This window comes from Microbacterium sp. B24, from assembly GCF_000333415.1.
GTDB lineage: Bacteria > Actinomycetota > Actinomycetes > Actinomycetales > Microbacteriaceae > Microbacterium.
Genome location: NZ_BADB01000293.1, coordinates 1 through 10,939, shown reverse-complemented (window position 1 = coordinate 10,939; position 10,939 = coordinate 1). Strand labels below are relative to the sequence as shown.

General features: G+C 68.2%; 12 protein-coding genes and 1 tRNA gene. 9 read left to right on the top strand and 4 right to left on the bottom strand.

The window, feature by feature from the left end:
• A partial coding sequence (locus I5I_RS07630) for an MBL fold metallo-hydrolase (protein ID WP_036318220.1) occupies window positions 1-360 on the bottom strand: 360 nt, incomplete at its 3' end.
• 120 nt (window positions 361-480) lie between these two features.
• Between I5I_RS07630 and I5I_RS07625 the strand changes: the two genes are divergently transcribed.
• A tRNA-Glu gene (locus I5I_RS07625) sits at window positions 481-556 on the top strand.
• Window positions 557-619: 63 nt separating this feature from the next.
• Here I5I_RS07625 and I5I_RS07620 read toward each other — a convergent pair.
• Window positions 620-1,732, bottom strand: a complete 1,113-nt coding sequence (locus I5I_RS07620) for a DUF4349 domain-containing protein (RefSeq protein WP_036318219.1) — start codon at window positions 1,730-1,732, stop codon at window positions 620-622.
• Window positions 1,729-2,292, bottom strand: a complete 564-nt coding sequence (locus I5I_RS07615) for an RNA polymerase sigma factor (protein ID WP_036318218.1) — start codon at window positions 2,290-2,292, stop codon at window positions 1,729-1,731. The genes I5I_RS07620 and I5I_RS07615 overlap by 4 nt, the downstream gene beginning before the upstream one ends.
• 221 nt (window positions 2,293-2,513) lie before the next feature.
• Between I5I_RS07615 and I5I_RS07610 the strand changes: the two genes are divergently transcribed.
• The 7 genes from I5I_RS07610 (at window position 2,514) to I5I_RS07580 (ending at window position 10,036) form a co-directional block, all read left to right on the top strand.
• On the top strand, window positions 2,514-3,512 hold the full coding sequence (locus I5I_RS07610; protein ID WP_036318217.1) for a TerC family protein: 999 nt from the start codon (window positions 2,514-2,516) through the stop codon (window positions 3,510-3,512).
• A gap of 150 nt (window positions 3,513-3,662) precedes the next feature.
• Window positions 3,663-5,108, top strand: coding sequence for a 3-isopropylmalate dehydratase large subunit (leuC, locus tag I5I_RS07605; protein ID WP_036318216.1), 1,446 nt, complete (start codon window positions 3,663-3,665; stop codon window positions 5,106-5,108).
• Window position 5,109: 1 nt separating this feature from the next.
• On the top strand, window positions 5,110-5,706 hold the full coding sequence (leuD, locus tag I5I_RS07600) for a 3-isopropylmalate dehydratase small subunit (protein ID WP_036318215.1): 597 nt from the start codon (window positions 5,110-5,112) through the stop codon (window positions 5,704-5,706).
• A 78-nt stretch (window positions 5,707-5,784) separates the two neighbouring features.
• Window positions 5,785-7,143, top strand: coding sequence for a UDP-N-acetylglucosamine 1-carboxyvinyltransferase (gene murA / locus I5I_RS07595; protein WP_036318214.1), 1,359 nt, complete (start codon window positions 5,785-5,787; stop codon window positions 7,141-7,143).
• Window positions 7,140-7,928: a lysophospholipid acyltransferase family protein gene (locus tag I5I_RS07590; protein ID WP_036318213.1), complete on the top strand. Its 789-nt coding sequence runs from the start codon at window positions 7,140-7,142 to the stop codon at window positions 7,926-7,928. Before murA ends, I5I_RS07590 begins: the two co-directional genes overlap by 4 nt.
• Window positions 7,918-9,054, top strand: coding sequence for an NAD(P)H-dependent glycerol-3-phosphate dehydrogenase (locus I5I_RS07585; RefSeq protein WP_036318212.1), 1,137 nt, complete (start codon window positions 7,918-7,920; stop codon window positions 9,052-9,054). The genes I5I_RS07590 and I5I_RS07585 overlap by 11 nt, the downstream gene beginning before the upstream one ends.
• Window positions 8,954-10,036, top strand: a complete 1,083-nt coding sequence (locus I5I_RS07580) for a D-alanine--D-alanine ligase family protein (RefSeq protein WP_083867972.1) — start codon at window positions 8,954-8,956, stop codon at window positions 10,034-10,036. The genes I5I_RS07585 and I5I_RS07580 overlap by 101 nt, the downstream gene beginning before the upstream one ends.
• 18 nt (window positions 10,037-10,054) lie before the next feature.
• On the opposite strand, the gene I5I_RS07575 is transcribed toward I5I_RS07580, so the two are convergent.
• Window positions 10,055-10,534, bottom strand: coding sequence for a DUF3515 family protein (locus I5I_RS07575; protein WP_036318211.1), 480 nt, complete (start codon window positions 10,532-10,534; stop codon window positions 10,055-10,057).
• A gap of 22 nt (window positions 10,535-10,556) precedes the next feature.
• On the opposite strand from I5I_RS07575, the gene I5I_RS07570 reads away from it, so the two are divergent.
• Window positions 10,557-10,939, top strand: a 383-nt coding sequence (locus I5I_RS07570) for a thiamine-phosphate kinase (RefSeq protein ID WP_036318210.1), incomplete at its 3' end; no start/stop codon positions are given.

Here is a 10,939-nt window from a genome sequence, read left to right as displayed (position 1 = left end):
GACGCCGACATTGTCGATCACCGGAATCGACTCATGGATGACGGCATGCCGCCCGCCGAAGAAGCGCAGCGAGAACGGACCGACGCTCACGCTGTCGCCGGGCGCGACGACGGTGATGTCGAAGTCCGCCGCCGCATCGGCGACGCCTTGCGGGCCGTAGATCGGCACGTCGGGGGAATGCTCGCGGATTGCGCCCAGGTGCTCCGGGGTCCAGTGGTCCTGGTGCTGATGGGTGACAACCACGCCCACGGTGCCGGCGAGATCCTGCAGCGGGAGCGTGAAGCTTCCCGGGTCGATGATCAACTGACTGCCGTCGCGCTCGAGGCGCAGGCAGGCGTGTTCGTGTTTGGTGACGCGCATGCCGTCAGTCAACGCCTCTCGAGCGACGCGGGCAAGCCCGCGGTGCGTCCTGGGCTCGATTTGGCGAGGCGTCGATCGTCATGGCATAATCGAACGGTTGCTTACGCAGCGAAAAAGTACGGCCCCATCGTATAGCGGCCTAGTACGCCGCCCTCTCACGGCGGTAACGCGGGTTCGAATCCCGCTGGGGTCACCACGACAGAAGCCCGGTCCAGACGGACCGGGCTTCTGTGCGTCACCGCCGTCGTCGTGGAACCTATCACCTCTCCGCGGAAGCGTTCCGTCGGCTGCGACGGCGTCGACGCGCTCGCACGACGAGCACCACGACGGCCGTGACGACGAGCCCCACGCCGAGCCACGGGAGCAGGAACCCGACCGCGACGACCAGGGCGTTGAGCGTGGCGATGAGTCCGTGCCACCCGGCCGCGACGCCATCGCCGAAGCCGGCCGGGTCGGCGGTCACGGCGGGGGACGGCTCCACGAGCGAGACCGTGAGCGTCGACATCGCGACCTGCGACTCGGTCCAGGTCAACTGCTGGCGCAGGGAGTCGAGCTCCGATTGGCGTTCGGAGAGGGCGGACTCAGCGGCGATGAGATCGGCCGTCGAGCTCGACTGCTTCATGAGGTCGGTCAGACGCGCGACCGAGGTCTCCAGCGCGCTGACACGAGCTCGAAGATCGAGGGTCTCGGTCGTCACGTCCCGCCGGTCGGTCTGCGATGCGGTGACGGTGCCGAGTGTGGACAGTCCTGTCACGACCTGTGACAGCGCATCGGCGGGAACCCGAACGGTGATCCACGCGGTCGCCGGAGCGGGCATCATCTTGCCCGTGTCGGACAGCGGAACGGCCGGTTGCCCGGGCGAGGTCCCCGTGCTCTGAGATTCGACGTATCCGCCGGTGTCAGCTGCCGCCGTCGCGATCGCCTGGGCCGCGGATGCCGCGTCCTGCACGTCCACGGTGGCGGACGCGCTCACGGCGATCTGCCGTTCTGCGGTGGCTATCGCGACGGCACCATCGGAGGCTGCTCCGCCGCCGGAGGGGTCTGCGCCGCTCATCCCCTCGGTGCGGGTATCCGGAGCGGTGGCGATCGCGCTGCCGGCGTCCAGAGAGACGGATGTCACAGACGACGCGCCCGAGGAACCGGAGAGTGCGTGCAGCACGGACGGTGCGATGATCGCGGCGACCGCGACCAGCGCCGCTGCGGCGGTACCGCCCATCCAGAGACGTCCGCGGCGCACGGCGCGCACTCGGTCTCTCTCCGCCTTCTGCCACTGCGCGCTGCGTTCCTCGGCGATCTGGGCGAACAGCCGCTGCTCGATGACGTCCACGCGGTCGTCGGCGAGCTCGGGCAGTGCGTTGTCTTCCGTGGTCATGACCCCTCCGAGGTGATGGTGGTGCGCAGCGAGCTGCGGATGCGGGAGAGGCGATTTCGGACCGCACCGTGACTGATGCCGAGTCGGTCGGCGGCCTCGCGATAGCCGTAGCCCTCGGCTGCGCACAGGCGGAAGATCTCCTGATCCACGTGGCCGAGTGCCGACAGCTCCGCCGCGATCCGATCGGCGAGGTCGGCGTCGATCACCGCGCGCTCGACATCGACCGCCGCAGGAAGGGTCTCGTCGACTCCTGCCGCCAGATGCTCGCGGTCGCGCTTCTGACGCCGGACGCGGTTCGCGGCCTGGAAGCGGCAGATGGTGACGAGCCACGGGAGGAGGGATTCGCTCTCCAGCTGCAGAGCGCCGATCTTGCGCCACGCCACGAGGAACGTCTCCTGTGTGACGTCCTCGGCATCCGTCGCCGTGCCCACCAGCGCGTGCGCCACGGCGTAGACGGCGCGCGCGTAAGAGCGATAGAGCGTACGGAAGGCGAGGTCGCTGCCCGCGGCCGCGGCCGCGACCAGCTCCGCGTCGGTGCGCAGGCCGGAGTGGTCGGTCATGGTGTCCTCATCGTCTCTCACTGGGTGAGTGTCCGCGAGCGGCGAATCGTCTCAGAGAACTGCGCGTCATCGAAGCCGGTATTGTTGTCGCAGCGAGAGGGAGTATCCCGTTCTCGCGCGTCCGTCACCACGGGCCCGACGTCGGGTTCCCGGGCGCGCGCCGCAGCACCGCTGTCGGGGGAGAGACTTTCGACGTTTCGTCATCCCCTCGAAAGGCCTGCATGGACCTCCCCGTCTGGTTCGAGATCGGTTCGCTGATCGTTCTGGTGCTGATCCTCGTCGCCGATCTCGCCCTCATCGCACAGCGGCCGCACATTCCGACGCCGAAGGAGTCGAGCCTCTGGGTCGTCTTCTACGTCACTCTCGCGCTGATCTTCGCGGGACTGATGTGGCTGTTCGCCGGCGGGGAGTACGCCGGCCAGTTCGTCGCCGGCTGGCTCACCGAGTACAGCCTGTCGATCGACAACCTCTTCGTCTTCGTGCTCATCATGAGCCAGTTCTCCGTGCCGCGGCGCTACCAGCAGAAGGTGCTGATGGTGGGCATCATCATCGCGTTGGTCCTCCGCGGACTGTTCATCCTGGCCGGGGCCGCCATCATCGAGCAGTTCAGCTGGGTGTTCTACATCTTCGGCGCCTTCCTCATCTACACCGCGTGGAAGCAGGCGTTCCCGGGCGGCGACCACGACGATGAGATCAAGAAGGAGTCCGTCGTCGTGCGGCTGCTGCGTCGCACGATCGACATCAGCGACGACTACGACGGGCCGAAGGTGCGCACCGTCGTCGACGGCAAGCGCATGTTCACCCCGATGATCATCGTGTTCGTCGCGATCGGCATGACCGACCTGCTGTTCGCGCTCGACTCGATCCCCGCGATCTTCGGCATCACGCAGAGCCCCTTCATCGTCTTCACGGCGAACATCTTCGCGCTGATGGGCCTGCGTCAGCTCTACTTCCTGCTCGGCGACCTTCTCGACCGTCTGAAGTACCTGCACTACGGCATCGCCTTCATCCTCGCCTTCATCGGTGTCAAGCTCATCGCGCACGCGATGCACGAGAATGAGCTGCCGTTCATCAACGGCGGCGAGAACATCGCGTGGGCGCCCGACATCTCGACGTGGATGTCGCTCGGCGTCATCGTCGTCTCGATGGTCGTCGCCACGGGGGCGAGTCTCATCGCGGCGCGGAGGGAAGGGCGCGACGTCACGCTCGACGAGCGGTGACGATCCGGCGCCGATCGCCGCGGTGGTAGTCTGAGCCGGTGCGGATCGCTCGCCTTCTCCTTAGCCGCCGCGACGAGACCTCGTTCTGAGCCCTCTCTCGTCGCGGAGTCCGTCGCGGGCTTGATCCCCTTATCTGGAGAACGAGACAGCATGAGCACAACGATTCCCGACCGCCCGCGGACCCTCGCCGAGAAGGTCTGGGACGACCACCTCGTGGTGAAGGGCGAAGACGGCCAGCCCGACCTGATCTACATCGACCTGCACCTCGTGCACGAAGTGACCAGCCCGCAGGCGTTCGACGGCCTCCGCGCCGAGGGGCGTCCGGTGCGCCGGCTCGACCTGACGATCGCGACCGAGGACCACAACACTCCCACGCTCGAGATCGACAAGCCGATCGCCGATCTCACCAGCCGCACGCAGATCGAGACCCTGCGCCGAAACGCCGAGGAGTTCGGCGTACGGCTGCACTCCCTCGGCGACAAGGAGCAGGGCATCGTGCACGTCGTCGGCCCCCAACTGGGTCTGACCATGCCGGGGATCACGGTCGTCTGCGGCGACAGTCACACCTCGACGCACGGTGCTTTCGGCGCGATGGCCTTCGGTATCGGCACCAGCGAGGTCGAGCACGTGCTCGCCACGCAGACCCTCCCGCTGAAACCGTTCAAGACGATGGCGATCACGGTCGAGGGCGATCTCAAGCCGGGTGTCACGGCCAAGGACATCATCCTCGCCATCATCGCGAAGATCGGCGCCAACGGCGGCCAGGGCTACGTGCTCGAGTTCCGTGGCAGCGCCATCCGGTCGCTGTCGATGGAGGGCCGGATGACGATGTGCAACATGTCGATCGAGGCGGGAGCTCGCGCCGGCATGATCGCCCCCGACGAGACGACGTTCGCGTACGTCAAGGACAAGCCGCACGCACCGCAGGGTCGGGACTGGGACGACGCCGTCGCCTACTGGCGCACGCTTCCGAGCGACGAGGGTGCGGTCTACGACGCCGAGGTCTTCCTCGACGCGAACGAGCTCGAGCCGTTCGTCACGTGGGGCACCAACCCGGGCCAGGGCGTCTCGCTGAGCGACGTCGTGCCCGACCCGGCATCCTTCGCGGACGCCAACGAGCGCGCCGCCGCGGAGCGGGCTCTCGAGTACATGGACCTGCAGGCCGGAACGCCGCTGAAGGACGTGACGGTGGATGCCGTCTTCATGGGCTCGTGCACGAACAGCCGGATCGAAGACCTGCGCGCCTTCGCCTCGGTCATCGAAGGCCGCCGGAAGGCAGAGAACGTCCGTGTGATGGTCGTCCCCGGCTCGGCGCGCGTGCGTCTGGAGGCCGAAGCGGAGGGACTCGACAAGGTGTTCACCGCCTTCGGCGCGGAATGGCGTTTCGCTGGCTGCTCGATGTGCCTCGGGATGAACCCCGATCAGTTGGCCCCGGGGGAGCGGTGCGCATCGACGAGCAACCGCAACTTCGAGGGACGCCAGGGCAAGGGAGGACGCACTCATCTGGTGTCGCCCCTGGTCGCCGCCGCGACGGCGGTGCTGGGCCGGCTGGCCAGCCCGTCCGATCTGCCCGCCGTCGAGAAGGTCGAGGCCTGACATGGAGAAGTTCACGACGCACACCGGTATCGCGGCCGCGTTGACGCGCTCGGCGGTCGACACCGACCAGATCATCCCCGCCGTCTATCTCAAGCGGGTCACCAAGACCGGCTTCGAAGACGCCCTGTTCGCCAACTGGCGACAGGACCCCGATTTCGTCCTCAACCAGCCGGCTTTCGCGCGTGCCTCGGTGCTCGTGGCGGGACCCGACTTCGGCACCGGTTCGAGTCGTGAACACGCCGTGTGGGCGCTGCGCGACTACGGCTTCCAGGTGGTGCTGAGCCCGAAGTTCGCCGACATCTTCCGTGGCAACGCGGGCAAGCAAGGCCTGGTCACGGGGGTGATCTCCGAGACCGACGTGGAGGCCATCTGGGCCCGGATCGCCGCAGAGCCGGGCATCGAGATGACGGTCGACCTGGTCGAGCGCACCGCCACGATCGGCGAGCTCCGGGTCTCGTTCGACATCGACGATTACACTAGGTGGAGGCTCCTCGAAGGTCTGGACGACATCGGACTGACCCTGCGCAATGAGGACAAGATCGCGCAGTTCGAGGCGCGCCGCGAGGCGTGGCGCCCGCGGACGCTCCCCGTTCGCTAGGCCGGATGGCGCCCCGAACCGGGGCGAACATCTGTCTTTCGCATCCCCGTCCTCGACACACACTGTGAGGTCCGATCCATGAACACCCTTCTGAGCGCTTCGGCGTCCACACCCGCCGGAGGCGAGGTTTCGGTCCTCGAGATCCGCGGCGGACGACCCCTGAGGGGGCGCGTCGAGGTCAAGGGCGCGAAGAACCTCGCAACGAAGGCGATGGTGGCGGCGTTGCTCGGTGAGACCGAGAGCGTGCTGCGCGATGTCCCCGACATCAGCGACGTGAAGGTCGTCCGCTCTCTGCTCGAGGTGCACGGCGTCACTGTCACCGATGACGGAGAAGGCGTGCTGCGGCTGGACCCGCGCGGTGCGGTCTCCGCGCACATGGAAGAGATCGACGCACACGCCGGTGCGTCCCGCATTCCGATCCTCTTCTGCGGCCCGCTGCTGCACCTGCTCGGCCAGGCCTTCATCCCGGACCTCGGCGGATGCCGCATCGGAGACCGTCCGATCGACTTCCACCTGGATGCGCTGCGTGCCTTCGGCGCCACGGTCGACAAGCTGCCCAGCGGCATCCGGCTGTCTGCTCCGAACGGACTCACGGGCGCGAACATCGCCCTGCCGTACCCCAGCGTGGGCGCCACCGAGCAGGTCCTGCTGACCGCGGTGCGCGCGAAGGGCACGACCGAACTGCGCAATGCCGCGATCGAGCCCGAGATCATGGACCTGATCGCCGTGCTGCAGAAGATGGGCGCGATCATCTCGTACGAGCCCAACCGCGTGATCTTCATCGAGGGTGTCGACACCCTCCGCGGCTACGACCATCGGAGCATCTTCGACCGCAACGAGGCCGCATCGTGGGCGTGCGCGGCACTGGCCACCGATGGCGACATCTTCGTCGGCGGTGCCAAGCAGCAAGAGATGCTCACGTTCCTCAACGTCTTCCGCAAGGTCGGCGGCGACTTCGACATCCATGAGGACGGCATCCGCTTCCGTCGTGGGGGAGCGTTGAAGCCCGTCGTCGTCGAGACCGACGTGCACCCCGGGTTCATGACCGACTGGCAGCAGCCTCTCATCGTCGCCCTCACACAGGCCGAAGGCGTTTCCACGGTGCACGAGACCGTCTACGAGAACCGGCTCGGCTTCACGCAGGCTTTGAACAAGATGGGAGCCGACATCGTCGTGCATCCCCAGGGCATCGCCAGTCCCGATCGCCGCGTGGCGCGCCGTGCGCTGGAGCAGGCTGCGGTGATCACCGGCCCGACACCGCTGCACGGCGCCGATGTGGTCGTTCCGGACCTCCGCGGCGGCTACAGCTATGTGATCGCGGCGTTGGCGGCGCAGGGGCGTTCGCGCGTGGCGGGCGTCGACATCATTCGTCGCGGATACGAGAAGTTCCTCGAGAAGCTCACGATCCTCGGCGCCGACTTCGACGTCGTCGGATGACGGGCACGGCGCGCCCGGCGCCGCGGCGCCGGGCCTCTCCGGAGAAGACGCGTCCGTCGGTCTTCTGGCCGCTCGCGGCCATCATCGTGCCGGCGGTCGGCTGGTTCGCGAAGATCGAGATCAGCGGTGCGGAGCACCTTCCGGCGGAAGGCCCCTACGTGCTGGCCCCGAATCACTACAGCGAGTTCGATCCGCTGATCATCGCGGTGGGCACGTGGCGTATGGGCCGCGCACCGCGGTTCATGGCGAAGGAGAGCCTGTTCCGCGTTCCCGTGCTCGGGGCGGCCTTGCGCGCGACCGGCATGGTCCCGGTCGCCCGGGCCTCGTCGTCGGCCGCGGCGAAGCAGACCCTTCAGCAGTCGGAGGATCTGGTGACCCATGGCCGCGGCGTCATCGTCTACCCGGAGGGCTCGCTCACGCGTGACCCCGACATGTGGCCCATGCGCGGCAAGACCGGCGCGGTGCGCCTCGCGCTGGCCGCCGGTGAGCCGATTCCCGTCATCCCGGCGGCGACGTGGGGCGTGCAGCAGATCCTCCCGCGGTACGGCAAGCTCCGCTTCTGGCCGCCGCGCCGTCGCGTTCGCCTTGCCCTCGGCCCGGCGACCGACCTCTCGGCCTTCACTGGCCCCGGCGCGACGGGGTCTGCGAACCTCGTCGCCGCCACCGACGCCGTGATGGCGGACATCGCTGCGCTGTTGGGCACCTTGCGTGATGAACAGCCGCCGAGCGAACGGTGGAACCCGTCTGCGCACGGGCAGAACGAGACGGGCCGCCTTGACGCGTAGGGGTGAGTCGGCGTTGCCGCGGGTCGCGGTGATCGGCTCGGGCAGCTGGGGAACCACGTTCGGCAAGGTGCTCGCCGATGGCGGTGCTCACGTGGTGATGTGGGCTCGCCGCGCGGAGCTGGCCCAGGAGATCCAGGAAGGGCACCGCAACAGCGAGTACCTGCCCGGCATCAACCTGCCGCGCACGATGTCGGCGACCACGCACCTCTCGGAGGCGCTGGAGGGTGCGTCGCAGGTCTACCTCGCGATCTCGAGCCAGGCCCTCCGGCAGAATCTGAAGGCGGTGCGCCCCCTGGTGCGCGACACCGACGCCCCGATCGTGTCATTGATGAAGGGCGTCGAAAAGCGCAGCGGACTGCGGATGAGCGAGGTGATCGCCGAGGAGCTGCACTGCGACGCGGGCCGCATCGCGGTCGCGTCCGGGCCGAACCTCGCCCTGGAGATCGCCCGCGAGCAGCCGACGGCGGCGGTCATCTCCTCCACCAGTCGCGAGACCGCCGAAGCCGTCGCACGTCGCGCTCGCAACGGCTACTTCCGCACGTTCGTGAACACGGACGTCATCGGCACGGAGTTCGGCGGCGTGCTGAAGAACCTCATCGCCGTCGCCATCGGGATCGTCGACGGCGTCGGGTACGGCGAGAACACGAAGGCATCGATCATCACACGCGGTCTCGTGGAGATGACCGACTTCGCCGTGGCCCAAGGAGCACAGCCCGAGACGTTGCAGGGGCTCGCCGGTCTCGGCGACCTCATCGCGACCTGTCAGTCCCCCTTGAGCCGCAACAACACCGCCGGGCGACTCCTCGGCCAGGGCTACAGCTTCCAGGACGTCGTCAAGCAGATGAACCAGACTGCCGAAGGGCTCGCCTCGGTGGCGCCGGTGCTGCAGCTGGCGCGTGCCTCCGGCGTGCAGATGCCCATCGTGGAACAGGTCAAGATGGTTCTGGACGGCACCATGAATCCCCGCGACATCGCGCCGCATCTCACCACCGACGACGACAAGCCCACGGGCGAGAGGACCCAGAATGGACAAAGCGGTAGTGGCGGTGCTCTTCGGAGGGCGCTCCAGCGAGCACGCGATCAGTTCCGCGACGGCGGGCGGCGTGCTTCAGGCGATCGACCGTGACCGCTTCGAGGTCATTCCGGTAGGTATCACGCGCGAGGGGGCGTTCGTCCTCGAAGACGACGATCCCGACAAGTTCGCGCTCGATCCCGAGCGCCTGCCCGAAGTCGTCGACAACGGCACCCGCATCCTGTGGCCGGACTCCATCCGCTCCCGCGAGCTGCGCGTTCAGGATGCCGACGGCATTCGATCCCTCGGCGATGTCGACGTCGTCTTCCCGATCCTGCACGGCCGCTTCGGCGAGGACGGCACGATCCAGGGCTTCCTCGAGCTACTCGATCTGCCCTACGTCGGCGCTGGGCTGCTGATGTCGGCGATCGGCATGGACAAGCACACCACCAAGAGCGTTCTGAAGGCTGCCGGCGTCCCTGTCGTTCCCTGGGTCACCGTCACCGAGGCGGCGCTGGCGCGTGACAGCGACCTGTGGTACCGGCGCATCCGCGCGCTCGGGCTGCCGGCGTTCGTCAAGCCGGCCCGCGCCGGGTCGAGCGTCGGCGTGTCGAAGGTGTCCGAGTGGAGCGAGCTGGATGCCGCTCTGGCGACCGCCTTCGCGGAAGACGGCGCGGTGCTGGTCGAGCAGGCGGTCGTCGGCCGCGAGGTCGAATGCGGGGTGCTTGCCGGCCGAGACGGCGATGCCCCGCGTGTCAGCGTCGCCGGTGAGATCGTGATCACGGGACGGGACTTCTACGACTTCGAGGCGAAGTACCTCGATGCCGCCGGCATCGAGCTCGTCTGCCCCGCCCGGCTGCAGGCTGGTGAGCTCGCCGAGATGCAGCGCGTCGCTGCCCGTGCGTTCGAGGCGCTGGGCGGCGAGGGTCTGGCTCGAGTCGACTTCTTCTTCACCGGAACCGAGTTCTTCGTCAACGAGGTGAACACGATGCCGGGGTTCACGCCCATTTCGATGTTTCCGAAGTGCTGGATCGCGACGGGAATGAGCTACCGCGACCTCATCAGCGAGCTGATCGATCTCGCGCGCGTGCGCTGACGACCGGCACGGGTCCTCTTAGGAGGACGGGCGGGCGATGCAGCTGCGGCCATCCGTGGGCAGCTGCTGTACGGCGGAGGACAGTGCGCTGAGCACGTCGCGTCCGCTGACGACGTCGTAGTCGAGGTACACCTGCACCGCGGGGGTACGACCGAACGTGGTGAACCGGTACTTTGGCGCCTCGGAATCATCCATCAGCCAGTCGATGCCGTCGACGGTCTGGCAGACGAGCGTCGACGGTCCAGGCGCGTCGAGCCCGCACGTCAGCAGGACGCTGGCGGGGCTGCCCCACGCACCCGTGGCCTGGGCGTCGGTCCATCGGCGCGGCTGGCCGTCGACGGTGGCTGGCAGACGAGAGGTCACCGCCGCACATGCCGGGTCGTTGGCTCCCTTCGCCGGTGTCATCGAGACGGTGGAGCTGCAGCCGGCGGTACCGAGGGCGATGCCGAGCGCCACTGCCACGCTCAGAGGGGCGACGATCAGGCGCGAGCGGGACATCACTCCAGGCTACCGTGGAGCGGTGAGCACACCGATCGCCCCGACCGTCCGCGACCTGGGGGAGCGGCAGCTCTTGTCGCGCATCTTCGCCGTCCTCGACGGCTCGTCGCGCGCGCTCGTCGGGCCCGGCGACGATGCCGCGGTGCTGGCGGCTCCGGACGGCCGCGTCGTGGTCTCGACCGACACGCTCGTGCACGGCCCCGATTTCCGGCTCGCGTGGTCGAGCGGGGAGGACCTGGGCTGGAAGGCCGCCGCGGTCAACCTCTCCGACATCGCCGCGATGGGCGCCCGCCCGACCGCGCTGGTGGTGGCTCTCACGCTTCCCGATGACACGCCGGTCGCGTTCGTCGAGGCTCTCGCGCGCGGACTGCGGGCGGCGTGCGACGCACTCGCGCCGGGATGCGC

What these genes read in the sequence shown, in the direction of transcription:
- I5I_RS07590 (WP_036318213.1), top strand. Translation starts at nt 7,140, where the DNA reads ATGACGGGCACGGCGCGCCCGGCGCCGCGGCGCCGGGCCTCTCCGGAG.
- I5I_RS07580 (WP_083867972.1), top strand. Translation starts at nt 8,954, where the DNA reads ATGGACAAAGCGGTAGTGGCGGTGCTCTTCGGAGGGCGCTCCAGCGAG.
- leuD (WP_036318215.1), top strand. Translation starts at nt 5,110, where the DNA reads ATGGAGAAGTTCACGACGCACACCGGTATCGCGGCCGCGTTGACGCGC.
- murA (WP_036318214.1), top strand. Translation starts at nt 5,785, where the DNA reads ATGAACACCCTTCTGAGCGCTTCGGCGTCCACACCCGCCGGAGGCGAG.
- I5I_RS07615 (WP_036318218.1), bottom strand. Translation starts at nt 2,292, where the DNA reads ATGACCGACCACTCCGGCCTGCGCACCGACGCGGAGCTGGTCGCGGCC.
- leuC (WP_036318216.1), top strand. Translation starts at nt 3,663, where the DNA reads ATGAGCACAACGATTCCCGACCGCCCGCGGACCCTCGCCGAGAAGGTC.
- I5I_RS07575 (WP_036318211.1), bottom strand. Translation starts at nt 10,534, where the DNA reads ATGTCCCGCTCGCGCCTGATCGTCGCCCCTCTGAGCGTGGCAGTGGCG.
- I5I_RS07620 (WP_036318219.1), bottom strand. Translation starts at nt 1,732, where the DNA reads ATGACCACGGAAGACAACGCACTGCCCGAGCTCGCCGACGACCGCGTG.
- I5I_RS07610 (WP_036318217.1), top strand. Translation starts at nt 2,514, where the DNA reads ATGGACCTCCCCGTCTGGTTCGAGATCGGTTCGCTGATCGTTCTGGTG.